16 protein-coding genes and 5 tRNA genes are annotated in these 15,026 nt (G+C 70.7%); 17 read left to right on the top strand and 4 right to left on the bottom strand.

The features are described 5' to 3' along the window. Positions 1 to 48: 48 nt before the first annotated feature. The 9 genes from AB0L21_RS10845 (at position 49) to AB0L21_RS10805 (ending at position 4,480) form a co-directional block, all read left to right on the top strand. Positions 49 to 834, top strand: coding sequence for a fumarylacetoacetate hydrolase family protein (locus AB0L21_RS10845; RefSeq protein WP_365703043.1), 786 nt, complete (start codon positions 49 to 51; stop codon positions 832 to 834). After that, entirely contained in the window at positions 827 to 2,308 is a 1,482-nt protein-coding gene (gltX, locus tag AB0L21_RS10840; protein ID WP_365703041.1) for a glutamate--tRNA ligase, read from the top strand. Before AB0L21_RS10845 ends, gltX begins: the two co-directional genes overlap by 8 nt. A 127-nt stretch (positions 2,309 to 2,435) precedes the next feature. Then, positions 2,436 to 3,119, top strand: coding sequence for a DUF4241 domain-containing protein (locus tag AB0L21_RS10835; protein WP_365703039.1), 684 nt, complete (start codon positions 2,436 to 2,438; stop codon positions 3,117 to 3,119). 77 nt (positions 3,120 to 3,196) lie between these two features. Continuing rightward, positions 3,197 to 3,928: an HAD family hydrolase gene (locus AB0L21_RS10830; RefSeq protein ID WP_365783422.1), complete on the top strand. Its 732-nt coding sequence runs from the start codon at positions 3,197 to 3,199 to the stop codon at positions 3,926 to 3,928. Positions 3,929 to 4,018: 90 nt separating this feature from the next. Further along, a tRNA-Gln gene (locus AB0L21_RS10825) sits at positions 4,019 to 4,090 on the top strand. 21 nt (positions 4,091 to 4,111) lie between these two features. Beyond that, positions 4,112 to 4,184 (top strand) — tRNA-Glu (locus tag AB0L21_RS10820). Between the two features lie 29 nt (positions 4,185 to 4,213). Further along, positions 4,214 to 4,286, top strand: a tRNA-Glu gene (locus AB0L21_RS10815). A 21-nt stretch (positions 4,287 to 4,307) separates the two neighbouring features. Then, positions 4,308 to 4,379 (top strand) — tRNA-Gln (locus AB0L21_RS10810). Positions 4,380 to 4,407: 28 nt separating this feature from the next. Continuing rightward, positions 4,408 to 4,480 (top strand) — tRNA-Glu (locus AB0L21_RS10805). A 69-nt stretch (positions 4,481 to 4,549) separates the two neighbouring features. Here AB0L21_RS10805 and AB0L21_RS10800 read toward each other — a convergent pair. Beyond that, positions 4,550 to 5,194 carry a MerR family transcriptional regulator gene (locus AB0L21_RS10800; RefSeq protein WP_365783420.1) on the bottom strand — a complete coding sequence of 215 codons (645 nt, stop codon included), beginning with the start codon at positions 5,192 to 5,194 and terminating at the stop codon, positions 4,550 to 4,552. A 67-nt stretch (positions 5,195 to 5,261) separates the two neighbouring features. Here AB0L21_RS10800 and AB0L21_RS10795 point away from each other — a divergent pair, with 67 nt between their 5' ends. Further along, positions 5,262 to 5,774 (top strand): DUF4188 domain-containing protein, encoded by a 513-nt coding sequence (locus tag AB0L21_RS10795; RefSeq protein WP_365703033.1) that lies wholly within the window; start codon positions 5,262 to 5,264, stop codon positions 5,772 to 5,774. A 150-nt stretch (positions 5,775 to 5,924) separates the two neighbouring features. Here AB0L21_RS10795 and ndgR read toward each other — a convergent pair whose 3' ends face one another. Further along, the gene (ndgR, locus tag AB0L21_RS10790; RefSeq protein ID WP_023546516.1) at positions 5,925 to 6,641 is read right to left on the bottom strand and encodes an IclR family transcriptional regulator NdgR; all 717 of its coding nucleotides are present in this window, start codon (positions 6,639 to 6,641) and stop codon (positions 5,925 to 5,927) included. A 207-nt stretch (positions 6,642 to 6,848) separates the two neighbouring features. On the opposite strand from ndgR, the gene leuC reads away from it, so the two are divergent. The 4 genes from leuC to AB0L21_RS10770 all read left to right on the top strand — a co-directional run bounded on the left by leuC (position 6,849) and on the right by AB0L21_RS10770 (position 10,175). Next, positions 6,849 to 8,273 (top strand): 3-isopropylmalate dehydratase large subunit, encoded by a 1,425-nt coding sequence (gene leuC, locus AB0L21_RS10785; protein ID WP_365703031.1) that lies wholly within the window; start codon positions 6,849 to 6,851, stop codon positions 8,271 to 8,273. Positions 8,274 to 8,278: 5 nt separating this feature from the next. Then, positions 8,279 to 8,872, top strand: coding sequence for a 3-isopropylmalate dehydratase small subunit (leuD, locus tag AB0L21_RS10780; protein ID WP_030649190.1), 594 nt, complete (start codon positions 8,279 to 8,281; stop codon positions 8,870 to 8,872). A 273-nt stretch (positions 8,873 to 9,145) separates the two neighbouring features. Continuing rightward, a complete protein-coding gene (locus AB0L21_RS10775; RefSeq protein ID WP_030649187.1) occupies positions 9,146 to 9,376 on the top strand; it encodes a hypothetical protein in 231 nt (76 codons plus the stop codon). Positions 9,377 to 9,512: 136 nt separating this feature from the next. Then, positions 9,513 to 10,175: an HU family DNA-binding protein gene (locus AB0L21_RS10770; RefSeq protein WP_365703028.1), complete on the top strand. Its 663-nt coding sequence runs from the start codon at positions 9,513 to 9,515 to the stop codon at positions 10,173 to 10,175. 70 nt (positions 10,176 to 10,245) lie between these two features. Here AB0L21_RS10770 and AB0L21_RS10765 read toward each other — a convergent pair whose 3' ends face one another. Both AB0L21_RS10765 and cofC read right to left on the bottom strand, forming a co-directional pair. After that, positions 10,246 to 10,449 (bottom strand): hypothetical protein, encoded by a 204-nt coding sequence (locus AB0L21_RS10765; protein ID WP_365703026.1) that lies wholly within the window; start codon positions 10,447 to 10,449, stop codon positions 10,246 to 10,248. Positions 10,450 to 10,559: 110 nt separating this feature from the next. Continuing rightward, entirely contained in the window at positions 10,560 to 11,198 is a 639-nt protein-coding gene (gene cofC, locus AB0L21_RS10760; RefSeq protein WP_365783418.1) for a 2-phospho-L-lactate guanylyltransferase, read from the bottom strand. A 153-nt stretch (positions 11,199 to 11,351) separates the two neighbouring features. On the opposite strand from cofC, the gene AB0L21_RS10755 reads away from it, so the two are divergent. From AB0L21_RS10755 to AB0L21_RS10745, 3 genes are all read left to right on the top strand, one after another. Continuing rightward, positions 11,352 to 12,122: a lysophospholipid acyltransferase family protein gene (locus tag AB0L21_RS10755; RefSeq protein ID WP_365783416.1), complete on the top strand. Its 771-nt coding sequence runs from the start codon at positions 11,352 to 11,354 to the stop codon at positions 12,120 to 12,122. After that, positions 12,119 to 13,129: an NAD(P)H-dependent glycerol-3-phosphate dehydrogenase gene (locus AB0L21_RS10750; RefSeq protein ID WP_365703020.1), complete on the top strand. Its 1,011-nt coding sequence runs from the start codon at positions 12,119 to 12,121 to the stop codon at positions 13,127 to 13,129. The genes AB0L21_RS10755 and AB0L21_RS10750 overlap by 4 nt, the downstream gene beginning before the upstream one ends. Before the next feature lie 733 nt (positions 13,130 to 13,862). Then, entirely contained in the window at positions 13,863 to 15,020 is a 1,158-nt protein-coding gene (locus AB0L21_RS10745; protein ID WP_365703018.1) for a D-alanine--D-alanine ligase family protein, read from the top strand. Positions 15,021 to 15,026 lie beyond the last annotated feature (6 nt).

The following is a 15,026-nucleotide window of genomic DNA, read 5'->3' as shown; positions in this document are numbered from 1 at the left end:
ACCTGAGGCGTCAGTACGCCGGTTCTCAGTGAGGGGCGCAAGGATCCCGTGCGCATCGCCAGGTTCTCCATCGACGGGAACGTAGCCTTCGGCGCGGTCGAGGGCGACAAGCAGGACGAACTCGTCCTCGACATCATCAAGGGCATCCCGTTCGCGGACTTCGAGCTGTCCGGGACGAAGGTGCCGCTGAGCAAGGTCAGGCTGCTCCCGCCGGTGCTCCCCAACAAGGTCGTGGCGTTCGGCCGCAACTACGCCGAGCACGCGCGCGAACTGGGCAACGAGGTGCCCGAGGCGCCGTTCGCCTTCTTCAAGCCGTCCACCTCCGTGATCGGCCCCGGCGACGACATCCAGTACCCGTCGTTCTCCCAGGAACTGCACCACGAGGCCGAGCTGGCCGTCGTCATCGGCCGCCTGTGCCGCGAGGTCCCGCGCGACCGCGTCAAGGACGTGATCTTCGGCTACACCTGCGCCAACGACGTCACCGCCCGCGACGTGCAGAAGCGCGAGAAGCAGTGGGCCCGGGCCAAGGGCTTCGACACCTCCTGCCCGCTCGGCCCCTGGGTCGAGACGGACCTCTCGGTGGACGCCGCGAACGACCTCACCATCCAGCTCACGGTCAACGGCGAACAACGCCAGCTCGGCCGCACGAGCGAGATGATCCACCCGATCGAGGACCTGATCGTCAACATCTCCGAGGCCATGACGCTGCTCCCCGGCGACGTGATCCTCACCGGCACCCCCGCGGGGGTCGGCCCCCTCGGCGTCGGCGACGAGGTCGCCGTCACCATCGAAGGCATCGGCACTCTCACCAACAAGGTTGTCAAGCGTGGCTAGCGCACCCGGCTCCGTACGCGTCCGTTTCTGCCCCTCACCCACCGGTAACCCCCACGTGGGCCTGGTCCGCACCGCCCTGTTCAACTGGGCGTTCGCCCGGCACCACCAGGGCACCCTGGTCTTCCGCATCGAGGACACCGACGCGGCCCGCGACTCGGAGGAGTCGTACAACCAGCTGCTCGACGCGATGCGCTGGCTCGGCTTCGACTGGGACGAGGGCCCCGAGGTCGGCGGCCCGCACGCGCCGTACCGCCAGTCGCAGCGCATGGACCTCTACGCCGACGTCGCCCAGAAGCTCCTCGACGGCGGCCACGCCTACCACTGCTACTGCTCCCAGGAGGAGCTGGACACCCGCCGCGAGGCCGCCCGCGCCGCAGGCAGGCCCTCCGGCTACGACGGCCACTGCCGCGACCTGACCGCCGAGCAGGTCGAGGAGTACCAGGCGCAGGGCCGCACCCCGATCGTCCGCTTCCGCATGCCGGACGAGGCCATCACCTTCACCGACCTGGTCCGCGGCGAGCTGACCTTCACGCCGGAGAACGTGCCCGACTACGGCATCGTCCGCGCGAACGGCGCCCCGCTGTACACGCTGGTGAACCCGGTGGACGACGCCCTCATGGAGATCACCCACGTCCTGCGCGGCGAGGACCTGCTCTCCTCCACCCCGCGCCAGATCGCGCTGTACAAGGCGCTGATCGAGCTGGGCATCGCGCAGCGGATCCCGCAGTTCGGCCACCTGCCGTACGTCATGGGCGAGGGCAACAAGAAGCTCTCCAAGCGCGACCCGCAGTCCTCCCTCAACCTCTACCGCGAGCAGGGCTTCCTGCCCGAGGGCCTGCTCAACTACCTCTCCCTGCTGGGCTGGTCGCTCTCCGCGGACCAGGACATCTTCACGATCGAGGAGATGGTCCAGGCCTTCGACATCGCCGACGTGAACCCCAACCCGGCGCGCTTCGACCTGAAGAAGTGCGAGGCGATCAACGCCGACCACATCCGCATGCTGGACGTGAAGGAGTTCACCGAGCGCTGCCGCCCGTGGCTGAAGGCCCCGTTCGCGCCCTGGGCGCCGGAGGACTTCGACGAGGCCAAGTGGCAGGCGATCGCCCCGCACGCCCAGACCCGCCTGAAGGTCCTGTCCGAGATCACCGACAACGTCGACTTCCTGTTCCTGCCGGAGCCGGTCTCCGACGAGGCCTCGTGGACCAAGGCGATGAAGGAGGGCTCCGACGCCCTGCTGCGCACGGCCCGCGAGAAGCTTCAGGCGGCGGACTGGACCTCGGCCGAGTCGCTCAAGGAGGCCGTCCTGGCCGCCGGCGAGGCGCACGGCCTCAAGCTCGGCAAGGCCCAGGCCCCGGTCCGCGTGGCCGTCACCGGCCGCACCGTCGGCCTGCCGCTCTTCGAGTCCCTGGAGATCCTGGGCAAGGAGAAGACGCTGGCCCGCATCGACGCGGCGCTGGCCAAGCTGACGGCGTAGGCGCGCGAACCCCCGAGGGGCGGTGGCCGTACCGGCTGCCGCCCCTCCGGCATGCCTGTCAGTGGGTCGCACTAGTGTTTCGGCTCACACGGCTCGCACAGCGAGTGAGATCGAGAAGGGCGCCGTCATGCCGATGAGTCCGCGGGACTACACCTGGCTGTTCACCCCGGGCAGCACGTTCAGCTACGAGTCCGGGACCACGGGTGTGATCCATGTGGCCGACGGCGGCGAGCTGGACCTGCCCACCGGCCGGGTCGTCGCCAGCGACCCGTTCGTCTACCTCGGCAGCGGCGACGTCGAGCCCTTCACGGCCACCGTCGAGCCCGGCCGCTACCGCGTCGAAGCGGCCGTGGCGACCCTCACCCGGCCCGGCGAGCCCCCCTCCGACGTGCCCCACCTGCGCGTGGCCGCCGCCCGCCTCGTCATCCGCGACGAGCCGGCCGTCACCTGGGAACTGGCCCTCCTGCCCGGCCAGGACCTCGCCGGCCTCAAGGACGACGAGTTCTTCGGGTACGGCGTCGACGCCGGCACGGGCTGCTTCTACGACGCCTCGGCCGAGGAGGCGTTCCCGGAGACCCAGGAGGAGGAGGGACCGCTGTGGGACGCCTTCGAGAACAGCGACTGGTCGCCGGGGCCCCATCTGGTCAGGTCCACGGACGGCGGCCACACCCTGGCCGCGTTCACCTCCGGATGGGGCGACGGCTGCTATCCCACCTGGACGGGCCGCTCGGCGTCGGGTGAGGTCACCTGCTTCCTGACGGACTTCTTCGTGGCCCCGGACCCCTCCGAGCCCGCCTCCGACCAGGCCTGACGGGCGGCAGGCGAGCGTCTGACGGGCGACGGTCCGCACCCCGGCGCCCCAACCGGTCCGGCGGTACCGTCGGACCTATGACGATCAGAGCCGTGGTCTGGGACGTGGACGACACCCTCTTCGACTACACGACCGCCGACCGGGAGGGCATGCGCGCCCATCTCGCGGTGGAGGGGCTGCTCGCCGGCTACGGCAGTGCCGAGACCGCGCTGGCCCGGTGGCGGGAGATCACCGAGCGGCAGTGGGCGCGCTACGCCGCCGGCGAGACCACCTTCCAGGACCAGCGGCGCGACCGGGTGCGGGTCTTCCTGGACAAGGACCTCACCGACGCGGAGGCCGACGACTGGTTCGGGCGGTACATCGGGCACTACGAGGCCGCCTGGAGCGTCTTCCCGGACGTCCTGCCCGCCCTGGAGGCCCTGGCGGCGAGCCACCGGCACGCCGTGCTGTCCAACTCCAGCATCACCGTCCAGGAGCACAAGCTGCGCACCCTCGGCCTGCTCCACCGCTTCGAGTCCGTGCTGTGCGCCGCCGAGCTGGGCGTCTCCAAGCCGGAGCCGGGCGCCTTCCTGGCGTCCTGCGAGGCGCTGGGGCTGCCTCCGCACGAGGTGGCGTACGTCGGCGACCACCCCGAGATCGACGGGCGGGGCGCCGCCGAGGCCGGGCTGCTGTCGGTGTGGATCGACCGCGGGTCGGCCTACGCGCGGGCCGCCGGGGAGGTCGTGGCGCACCGGATCGCGACCCTCGCCGAACTCCCGGCGCTCGTCCGCGCGCATACCCGTTTTGGAGCCCCGTCCACCTTCGGGTAATGTTCTTCCTGCGCCGAGGGGAGCGGGCCGGAAGGCCGGAGCCCCGAGGAGCAAGCTAGAACGAGAACCCCGTAGGGGATTGAGTTCCAGTGGCCTATGGTGTAATTGGCAGCACGACTGATTCTGGTTCAGTTAGTCTTGGTTCGAGTCCAGGTAGGCCAGCTCGCAGAGCTTATCTGCAAAGCCCCCGTTGTGTAGCGGCCTAGCACGCTGCCCTCTCAAGGCAGTAGCGCCGGTTCGAATCCGGTCGGGGGTACTGATCTCGATCTCGTCGGGATCGCTAGGGCCCCCGTTGTGTAGCGGCCTAGCACGCCGCCCTCTCAAGGCGGTAGCGCCGGTTCGAATCCGGTCGGGGGTACTGACTGGTCTAAACCATCATTGGTCTATGGTGTAATTGGCAGCACGACTGATTCTGGTTCAGTTAGTCTTGGTTCGAGTCCAGGTAGACCAGCTCGGACCTGCGGAAACGCAGCGTCCACGCCCCCGTTGTGTAGCGGCCTAGCACGCCGCCCTCTCAAGGCGGTAGCGCCGGTTCGAATCCGGTCGGGGGTACGCACAGGGAAGGCCCTCCACCTCGGTGGAGGGCCTTCGCCGTTCCCGCCCGCACCCCGGCCCGCGCGCTCACTCGAAGCCGTAGCGCCGCGCCGACTCCTCCTCCTGGGCCAGCCGGTGCAGGGCCTGGAGCATCGGCTCCACCAGGACGGCGCCGAGCACCGCCGTCTCCACCTTCTCCGCCTCCGACGGACGCGTCTCCACGAAGTCCAGGTCGAGCTTGGCGGCCTCGTGCATCAACTTCGCGTACGACACGAGCAGTTCGGCGTCCCATTCGTAGCCGAGCCGGCGGAACGCGGCCACCGCCACCACCAGCGACCGGTACGCGGGGGAGATGGTCGTCAGCAGCCGCGCGTTCGACCAGCCGAGCCGGTCCAGCAGCTCGCCCGCCTCCCGGTGCGCGGCCCGCACGAACTCGTCCTCCTCGTCCGGCTCCGGGACCTGGGGCAGCGCCCACAGGGCCGCGCCCAACCGGATCGTGCGGCCCAGCGAGTCGTCGTCGACATGCCCGAGCACCTCACGGACCGCCGCCACCGGAAGCCCGCCCACCTGGATCATCGCGCGGACCAGCCGCAGCCGGCGCAGGTGTGTCTCGTCGTAGTCGGCCGTCGTCGCGTTCACCTGGCGGCCCGGCGGCAACAGCCCTTCGCGCAGGTAGTACTTGATCGTCGCGGTGGCCACACCGCTGCGTCTGCTCAGCTCGGCAAGCCGCATGTCTTGCGCCCCTTCTTGGATAACGGCACTATCCAAGCACCGGGCGATTGGATAGTGCCGCTCGCCGATGAGGGGGAAAGCCATGGTGTCCCGTACGACCGCCGACGCGAAGGGCGAGGTCGTCGTCCTGCTGATCGGCATGCGCATCAACCGCTTCCGGGCCGTGCACCTCTGGCTGCCGGTGATGCTGGCGATGTTCCGCATGCTGCGGGAGCTGGAGAAGGACCCCGGGCGCGGGCTGCGCGCCAAGGTGCTGCTGACGGCGTCCCCGCGCACGTACTACGTCGTGCAGTACTGGGAGTCCAAGGACAAGCTCTACGCCTACGCCACCGCGCCGGACGCCTTCCACCACAAGGCGTGGGCCGCGATCAACCGCAAGGAGCGGGGCGGCAGGCTGCGGGGGCAGGTCGGGATCTGGCACGAGACGTATGTCGTGCCGGAAGGGTCGTACGAGGCGATCTACGGGGACATGCCGGCGTTCGGGCTGGCCGCGGCGCACGGGCAGGTGCCGCTCGCCGCGCGCGGGCGGTACGCGAAGGACCGGTTCGCTCACCGGTCGGGGGAGGGTGCGGACGCCTGACCGCCGTGGGGCGTCCGCCGCCGGGCCGGTGCGGGTCCGTGGCCGGTGCTCGCGCCGTTCCCCGCGCCCTGAGGCCGATCCGCCGCCGTCGGGAAGAAGCTGCCGCGGCGTTGAGGCGGCCACTTCCCGACCGGAACGGATCTCGTGCTCTCAGCCCGAGCGGCGCAGCGCCTCCGAGAGGCGGGCCGCCGCGTCGATGACCGCCTGCGCGTGCATGCGGCCCGGGTGGCGGGTCAGGCGCTCGATGGGGCCCGAGACGGACACGGCGGCCACCACGCGGTTGGAGGGGCCGCGTACGGGCGCGGAGACGGACGCGACGCCCGGCTCCCGCTCGCCGATGGACTGGGCCCAGCCGCGCCGCCGTACGCCCGACAGGGCCGTCGCCGTGAAGCGGGCGCCCTGCAGGCCCCGGTGCAGGCGCTCGGGTTCCTCCCAGGCGAGCAGGATCTGCGCCGAGGAGCCCGCCTTCATCGTGAGCGTGGAGCCGACCGGGACGGTGTCCCGCAGGCCGGACAGGCGTTCCGCCGCGGCCACACAGATCCGCATGTCGCCCTGGCGGCGGTAGAGCTGCGCACTCTCGCCGGTGACATCACGGAGGTGGGTGAGCACGGGGCCCGCCGTCGCGAGCAGGCGGTCCTCGCCCGCCGCGGCCGCGAGCTCCGCGAGGCGCGGGCCGAGAATGAAACGGCCCTGCATGTCGCGTGCCACCATGCGGTGGTGTTCCAGGGCCACGGCCAGGCGGTGGGCCGTGGGTCGTGCCAGTCCGGTCGCGCCGACCAGACCCGCGAGGGTGGCCGGACCGGACTCCAGAGCGCTCAGGACGAGGGCCGCCTTGTCCAGAACGCCGACGCCGCTACTGTTGTCCATGCAACGATACTCACGTCTCACTCTGTGAAACGCAAGTTCAATTTTCCGTGGAACGCGCCACCCTGGAATCACACAGCGGCCCGCAGACCAACGGGCCTGGCGGTGGACGCCCGGAATCACGACGTTCAGGGGCCCCGAGAAGGGCAGCCACCGCTCCTCAAGATCTCTAGTTGGGTCGGTGGACGCTTGCCGGCCGGAGGGAAAGCGATGGGTAGGACACTCGCGGAGAAGGTCTGGGACGACCACGTCGTCCGGCGCGCCGAGGGCGAGCCCGACCTCCTCTACATCGATCTGCACCTGCTGCACGAGGTGACCAGCCCGCAGGCCTTCGACGGGCTCCGCAAGAACGGCCGCCAGGTGCGCCGCCTCGACCTCACCATCGCGACCGAGGACCACAACACCCCGACCCTCGACATCGACAAGCCCATCGCCGACCCCGTCTCCCGCGCCCAGCTGGAGACCCTGCGCAAGAACTGCGCCGAGTTCGGGGTGCGGCTGCACCCGCTGGGCGACGTCGAGCAGGGCGTCGTCCACGTCGTCGGCCCCCAGCTGGGTCTGACCCAGCCGGGCACCACCGTCGTCTGCGGTGACTCCCACACCTCCACGCACGGCGCCTTCGGCGCGCTGGCGTTCGGCATCGGCACCTCCCAGGTGGAGCACGTGCTGGCCACCCAGACGCTGCCCCTGGCCCGCCCGAAGACCATGGCGATCACCGTCGACGGCGAGCTGCCCGAGGGTGTCACCGCCAAGGACCTGATCCTGGCGATCATCGCGAAGATCGGCACCGGCGGCGGTCAGGGCTACATCCTGGAGTACCGCGGCTCCGCCATCGAGAAGCTCTCGATGGAGGCCCGGATGACCATCTGCAACATGTCGATCGAGGCCGGCGCCCGCGCGGGCATGATCGCCCCCGACGAGACCACCTTCGCGTACCTCAAGGGCCGCCCGCACGCCCCCGAGGGCGCCGACTGGGACGCCGCGGTCGCGTACTGGAAGACCCTGAGGACCGACGAGGACGCCGTCTTCGACGCCGAGGTCGTCATCAACGCCGCCGAGCTGTCGCCGTTCGTCACCTGGGGCACCAACCCCGGCCAGGGCGCGCCGCTTTCGGCGAACGTCCCCGACCCGGCTTCGTACGAAGACGCTTCGGAGCGGCTCGCCGCCGAAAAGGCCCTGGAATACATGGGGTTGGAGGCCGGACAGCCGCTGCGGACCATCGACGTGGACACCGTCTTCGTAGGCTCCTGCACCAACGGCCGCATCGAGGACCTGCGCGCCGCCGCCGACATCCTGCGGGGCCGCAAAGTCGCCGACGGCGTACGGATGCTGGTCGTCCCGGGCTCCGCGCGCGTGGGTCTCCAGGCCGTCTCCGAGGGCCTGGACGTGGTCTTCAAGGAGGCCGGCGCCGAATGGCGGCACGCGGGCTGCTCGATGTGCCTCGGCATGAACCCCGACCAGCTGGCCCCCGGCGAGCGCTCCGCCTCCACCTCCAACCGCAACTTCGAGGGCCGGCAGGGCAAGGGCGGTCGTACCCACCTGGTGTCGCCGCAGGTCGCGGCGGCCACCGCCGTCCTGGGCCACCTGGCCTCCCCGGCCGATCTGACCGACGACCGCACGCCCGCTGGAGTCTGAGAATCATGGAAGCCTTCACCACCCACACCGGCCGGGCCGTCCCGCTGCGCCGCAGCAACGTCGACACCGACCAGATCATCCCTGCTCACTGGCTCAAGAAGGTCACCCGGGACGGCTTCGAGGACGGGCTGTTCGAGGCCTGGCGCAAGGACCCCGAGTTCATCCTCAACCGCCCCGAGCGGCAGGGCGCCACGGTCCTGGTCGCCGGCCCCGACTTCGGCACCGGCTCGTCCCGCGAGCACGCCGTCTGGGCGCTGCAGAACTACGGCTTCAAGGCCGTGATCTCCTCCCGCTTCGCCGACATCTTCCGGGGCAACTCGCTGAAGAACGGCCTGCTCACGGTGGTCCTGGACCAGAAGATCGTGGACGCGCTGTGGGAGCTGACGGAAGCGGACCCCACTACTGAGGTCACTGTGGACCTTGAGGCTCGTGAGGTGCGTGCCGAGGGCATCACCGCCTCCTTCGAGCTGGACGAGAACTCCCGCTGGCGGCTGCTGAACGGCCTGGACGACATCTCCATCACCCTCCGGAACGAGGACGAGATCGCCGCCTACGAGGCCGGGCGGCCCGCCTACAAGCCGCGGACGCTCCCGGTCTGATCCGGCGCCGACCGGACCCCGCGAAGGTCAGGTTTCGGCCACCCCAACATCCCGCCTGTACCCCCGATCGCCACGATTGGGGGTACAGCCATGTCTGCACCCGAACGGCCCCGCGGCTCTGCCCTGGTCCGCTCAACTGCCCACGTTACGAAGGCTGTTGTCCGGGTAGGTGAGTGCTGTGTTCGCGTCTTCCGCAAGTGCCTGGAAGGCCATTTGAGGCGGTAGTTGCACCCTGCGCAGGCGACAACTCGCCCCAGATGGCACAATCTGTGCATGGAACACGACGGCCAACTCCAGCTCTATACGGCGGTCGCGAACCAGCTCAAGGAAGCGCACGCAAGGGTGCGCGCACTGCAAGTCCCGGAGGGCGTACGGATGGCGCTGACCCGGAAGCTGCTGGTCATTACGGCCGCGGCCAAGCACGATCTCGCCGACGCGGCAAGGCGGCTCGATCGGTTCACGGCGGATCTGGACGCGGGTCGGATCCCCGAAGAGGACCGCTGAACCGTCCGAGACAGCCGAGTCCGTTGCGGCACAAGGGTGATAAGCCCGTTTCGTGTTTGATTTGCGGTATATATCTGCCTAACGTGCGAAAAAGCTTGAACACTTTCGTTCTGGCGATGTCTCCGAAGGGGAAGACGTGAACAAGGCGCAGCTCGTAGAAGCGATTGCCGACAAGTTGGGTGGCCGCCAGCAGGCCGCCGACGCTGTCGATCATGTTCTGGACGCCATCGTCCGCGCGGTCGTCGCGGGCGAGCGGGTCTCTGTCACCGGCTTCGGGTCCTTCGAGAAGGTGGACCGCCCCGCCCGCTACGCGCGCAACCCCCAGACGGGCGAGCGGGTTCGGGTCAAGAAGACCTCCGTGCCGCGCTTCCGCGCCGGTCAGGGCTTCAAGGACCTGGTGAGCGGTTCGAAGAAGCTCCCGCGCGGGGGCGAGGTCGCGGTCAAGAAGGCGCCGAAGGGCAGCCTGTCCGGCCCGCCGCCCACCATCGCGAAGGCCGCCGGCAAGAAGGCCGCCGCCAAGAAGACGGCGGGTGCGGCGAAGAAGACCGCGGGTACCGCGGCGAAGAAGACGGCGGCGAAGAAGACCACCGCCGCCGCGAAGAAGACCACGGCGAAGAAGGCTCCCGCCAAGAAGACCACGGCGACCGCCAAGACCACCGCGTCGAAGACCGCCGCCAAGAAGACGACGGCCAAGAAGGCTCCGGCGAAGAAGGTCACCGCCAAGAAGGCCCCGGCGAAGAAGTCGACGGCCCGCAAGACCACCGCCAAGAAGACCACCGCCCGCAAGGCGACGTCGTAAGGCCGCCAGGGCATTCACGCGCCGGGCCGGACTCCCCAGGGGAGCCCGGCCCGCGGCGTGTGTAAGGGGGTCAGAGGGTTTGAAGGGTTACCAGGGTGATCCGGAGGGCGCCGCCCTCGGTCTCCGTCTCGATCCGCACGCGCTGTCCCGGACGCAGCAGCCGCAGTCCGCCCCGGTCGAACGCCGCCGCGTCGAAGGGGATCGGGGTGCCGTCGTCGAGTAGCACCTGGCCGCTGCGGGTCTCGGGGTCGTAGGTGTATGCGGTTGCTTGCATGGCGGCCAGCGTAGTGCCTGCGGCGGCACGCCGTCGGGGGTGCCGTACGCCTGTCGAGTGCGGGACGTTGTGGCCGGTCGCGCCGTTCCCCGCGCCCCTTTCGGGGCGCTTCAAGGGCCCGGGATGAGAAGCCCCGCCGAAGCCGCCGCCGTATGCCGGCCCACGCCCAGAGTCAGTGCCGCTCGCAGGTCCGCGGCCGTGTCGACGTCCTGGCGGACCGAATCCACCCCCGTGAGCGCGAGTTCCACCGCGCCGGAGGCCCGATGACGGGAACGGGAATCGACACCGAATGCCGGCCGCAATTCACGATCACCGGCCGCTGCCAGCAAAGTCGTGCCCAGCGCCGCCGCGTCCGCGAGAAACGCGCGCGGGAATTGCGAAGCCGCCGCCAGTACCCGGGACAGTTCCGCCGGACGCAGGGCCGGCAGATCGGCGTTCAGGGCCGCCACCGGAGCGCCGGGACGGATCGCGCGCACCACGGCCGCGCCGTGCGCCAGCGCGGCGTTGAGGCCGCTGCCGGGAGTGTCCGGCACGATCCGCGCGCCCAGCGCGCCCAGCTCCCGGCCGGCCAGCTCGTCGTCCGTGACGACCGCCACATCCGACACCGCCGGACACGCCACCGCCGCGGCCACCGTGTCCTGCGCGAACGCCAGTGCCAGGCCCGGGCGCACCCCGTCGTCGGCGGTGTCCGCGAGCCTGCTCTTGGCCCGCGTCAGGGGCTTCAGGGGGATGACCAAGGTCCACTGCACCGGCGTACCGTCCCTCTCTTGTCGCGCTCATTGTCCCCCGGGCCATCTGGCGCCGCGGGAGGCGGGGCGTACGGTGTTCTCGACAGACCGGCGGCCCGGGGCCACACTTGTGCGGCCCCCGCCGGGGTTGCAGTCCTAGAGGAAGGTGTCCTTGTGTCCCGCCGCAGAATCGGCTTCTGGTACCGCTTCGCCGCGGTGATCTGCAAACCGCCGCTGGTGGTTCTGATCAAGCGGGACTGGCGCGGAATGGAGCACATTCCGGCCGAGGGCGGATTTATCACCGCGGTGAACCACAATTCCCACCTGGACCCCTTCGCGTACGCGCACTATCAGTACAACACCGGACGGGTGCCGCGATTCCTGGCGAAGAGCGGGCTTTTCAAGAAGGGATTCGTGGGCGCCGCCATGCGCGGCACCGGGCAGATCCCCGTCTACCGCGAGTCCACGGACGCCCTCAGCGCCTTCCGGGCCGCGATCGACGCCGTGGAGCGCGGCGAGTGCGTCGCCTTCTACCCCGAGGGCACCCTCACCCGCGACCCGAACGGCTGGCCCATGACCGGCAAGACCGGCGCCGCCCGGGTCGCCCTGCAGACCAAGTGCCCGGTCATCCCCGTCGCGCAGTGGGGCGCCAACGAACTGCTGCCGCCGTACGCCAAGAAGCCGAACCTCTTTCCGCGCAAGACGCACCACGTGCTCGCCGGACCCCCCGTGGACCTCTCCCGTTTCTACGACCAGGAGATGACCCCGGAGGTGCTGAAGGAGGCCACCGAGGTCATCATGGCGGCCATCACCCGCCAGCTCGAGGAGATCCGCGGCGAGAAGGCGCCCGAGACGCCCTACGACCCGCGCCGCGAGCGGATCGAGCAGCGCCGCCGCACCCAGGCGCAGACGCAGGGCCGGCAAGTGGAAGGGCAGACCAAGTGAGCGCACCGGTAAGGGCGGCGGTCTTCAGCGCCGGTTCGTGGGGCACCGCCTTCGGCATGGTGCTCGCCGACGCCGGCTGCGAGGTCACCCTGTGGGCCCGCCGGCCCGAGGTCGCGGACGCGATCAACACCACCCGGGTCAACCCCGACTACCTGCCGGGCGTCGAACTCCCCGAGAACGTCCGGGCCACCACCGACCCCGCCGAGGCCGCGGCCGGCGCAGACTTCACGGTCCTGTCCATCCCCTCCCAGACCCTGCGCGCCAACCTCGCCGAGTGGGCCCCGCTGCTCGCCCCGGACACCGTCCTCGTCTCCCTGATGAAGGGCGTCGAACTCGGCTCCACCATGCGGATGACCGAGGTCGTCGAGGACGTCGCCAAGGTCGGCGCCGACCGGATCGCGGTCGTCACCGGACCCAACCTGGCCCGCGAGATCGCCGCCCGCATGCCCGCCCTGGCCGTCGTGGCCTGCACCGACGAGCGGGTCGCCCAGCGGCTCCAGGCGGCCTGCCACACGCCGTACTTCCGGCCGTACACCAATACCGACGTGGTCGGCTGCGAACTCGCCGGCGCGGTCAAGAACGTCATCGGGCTCGCGGTGGGCATCGCCGACGGCATGGGGCTGGGCGACAACGCCAAGGGCTCGCTCATCACCCGCGGCCTCGCCGAGACCACCCGGCTCGGCCTCGCCATGGGCGCCGACCCGCTGACCTTCTCCGGACTCGCGGGCCTGGGCGACCTGGTGGCCACCTGCTCGTCGCCGCTGTCCCGCAACCACACCTTCGGCACCAACCTCGGCAAGGGCATGACCCTGGAGGAGACCATCGCGGTCACCAAGCAGACCGCCGAGGGCGTCAAGTCCTGCGAGTCCGTGCTGGATCTGGCCCGCCGGCACGGTGTCGACATGCCCATCACCGAGACGGTCGTCAGCATCGTGCACGAGGGCAAGTCGCCGGTCGTCGCGCTCAAGGAGCTGATGGCACGCAGCGCCAAACCCGAGCGGCACTGAGCCCGCAGGCACCGGGGCCGGGAGGCACTGAGGCCTGGAGGCACTGAGCCCGGGAGGAGCCGAGGCGGGGAGACGGCGGGGCCGGGGGAGACGCCGAGCCTGGGAGGCGCCGAGGCCGGGAGTCGTTGGGCCGGGAAGGCGCGAAGGCTGGGAGATGCCGAGGCCGGGAGTCGTTGGGCCCGGGGAGGCGCCGAGGCCGGGAGGCGTTGGGCCCGGGAAGGCGCCGAGGCCGGGAGGGGTGAAGGCCGGGAAGGCGCCGAGCCCGGGGAGGCGCGAAGGCCGTGAGGCGCCGAGGCCCTCCGTGAGGCGCCAACGCCGGAGATGCCGAGGCCACGTTGCCCGGGGGCGAGCCGGGAGGCGTTGGGCCGGGGAAGACGCGAAGGCCGGGAAGCGCCCAGGCTGTCTGGGAGGCGCCAACGCGGGAGATGCCGAGGCCAGGAGACGCTGCCCGGGGCGAGCGGGAGGCGTTGGGCCGGGGAAGGCGCGAAGGCCGGGAGGGGCCCAAGCTGTCCGGGAGGCGCCAGCGCCGGGAGATGCCGAGGCCGGGAGTCGTTGGGCCCGGGGAGACGCCAACGCCGGGAGGCGTTGGGCCCGGGAAGGCGCCGAGCCGGGAGGCGTCGGTCCGTCCGGGACGGGCCGGGCACGACACTGAGCGACCGTCCGTGCGACGCTGAGCGACGGCCCGGGAGCGCGCGCTGACTTGGGCGCTACCTACGGGTACTCTCAACGCGATATGAGCACCGAGAACCTTCCCCAGAGCCCTGAGCAGCCGTCGCGCAAGCCGCGCGTGGCCGTCGTGTTCGGCGGGCGCAGCTCCGAACACGGGATCTCCGTGGTCACCGCCGGCGCCGTCCTCAAGGCCATCGACCGGACGAAGTACGACGTCCTGCCGATCGGCATCACCGCGGACGGCCGCTGGGCGCTGACGGCCGACGAGCCGGAGCGGATGGCCATCACCGACCGCCGCACCCCCAGCGTGGCGGAGCTGGCGGAGTCGCACGAGGGCGGCGTGGTGCTCCCCGTCGACCCGGCGAACCGCGAGGTCGTCTACAGCGAGCCCGGCTCCGTGCCCAAGGCGCTCGGCGAGGTCGACGTGGTCTTCCCGGTGCTCCACGGCCCCTACGGCGAGGACGGCACCCTGCAGGGCCTGCTGGAGCTGTCCGGAGTGCCGTACGTCGGCTCCGGCGTGCTCGCCTCGGCCGTCGGCCAGGACAAGGAGTACATGAAGCGGATCTTCACCTCCTACGGGCTCAAGGTCGGCCCGTACCTGGTGATCCGGCCCCGCGAGTGGGCCCAGGACGAGTCCGCCGCCCGCAAGAGGATCGTCGGCTTCGCCGGCGAGCACGGCTGGCCGCTGTTCGTGAAGCCCGCGCGCGCGGGCTCGTCCATCGGCATCACCAAGGTCGACGACCTGTCCGGCCTGGACGAGGCGATCGCCGAGGCGCAGGCCCACGACCCGAAGATCCTCATCGAGGCGGCCGTACGCGGCCGGGAGATCGAGTGCGGCGTCCTGGAGTTCGAGGACGGCCCGCGCGCCTCCGTCCCGGCCGAGATCCCGCCGCCGGACGCGCACGCGTACTACGACTTCGAGGCCAAGTACATCGACTCCACGCCCGGCATCGTCCCGGCCCCCCTCACCGAGGAGCAGACCGCCGAGGTGCGCAGGCTCGCCGTCGAGGCGTTCGAGGCGGCCTCCTGCGAGGGCCTGGTCCGCGCGGACTTCTTCCTCACCGAGGACGGCGAGTTCGTGATCAACGAGATCAACACCATGCCCGGCTTCACGCCGATCTCGATGTACCCGCAGATGTGGCAGGCCAGCGGGATCAGCTACCCCGAGCTGGTGGACCGCCTGGTGCAGGCGGCGCTGCGCCGCTCGACGGGGCTTCGCTGACCTCGT

Source organism: Streptomyces sp. NPDC052721, assembly GCF_040678315.1.
Lineage (GTDB): Bacteria > Actinomycetota > Actinomycetes > Streptomycetales > Streptomycetaceae > Streptomyces.
The sequence above is the reverse complement of the archived record's forward strand: the minus strand, read 5'-3'. Positions and strand labels throughout refer to the sequence as shown.

Coding starts and splice junctions, on each gene's coding strand:
- AB0L21_RS10835 (WP_365703039.1), top strand. CDS start 2,436: ATGCCGATGAGTCCGCGGGACTACACCTGGCTGTTCACCCCGGGCAGC.
- AB0L21_RS10830 (WP_365783422.1), top strand. CDS start 3,197: ATGACGATCAGAGCCGTGGTCTGGGACGTGGACGACACCCTCTTCGAC.
- AB0L21_RS10800 (WP_365783420.1), bottom strand. CDS start 5,194: ATGCGGCTTGCCGAGCTGAGCAGACGCAGCGGTGTGGCCACCGCGACG.
- AB0L21_RS10795 (WP_365703033.1), top strand. CDS start 5,262: ATGAGGGGGAAAGCCATGGTGTCCCGTACGACCGCCGACGCGAAGGGC.
- ndgR (WP_023546516.1), bottom strand. CDS start 6,641: ATGGACAACAGTAGCGGCGTCGGCGTTCTGGACAAGGCGGCCCTCGTC.
- leuC (WP_365703031.1), top strand. CDS start 6,849: ATGGGTAGGACACTCGCGGAGAAGGTCTGGGACGACCACGTCGTCCGG.
- leuD (WP_030649190.1), top strand. CDS start 8,279: ATGGAAGCCTTCACCACCCACACCGGCCGGGCCGTCCCGCTGCGCCGC.
- AB0L21_RS10775 (WP_030649187.1), top strand. CDS start 9,146: ATGGAACACGACGGCCAACTCCAGCTCTATACGGCGGTCGCGAACCAG.
- AB0L21_RS10765 (WP_365703026.1), bottom strand. CDS start 10,449: ATGCAAGCAACCGCATACACCTACGACCCCGAGACCCGCAGCGGCCAG.
- AB0L21_RS10745 (WP_365703018.1), top strand. CDS start 13,863: ATGAGCACCGAGAACCTTCCCCAGAGCCCTGAGCAGCCGTCGCGCAAG.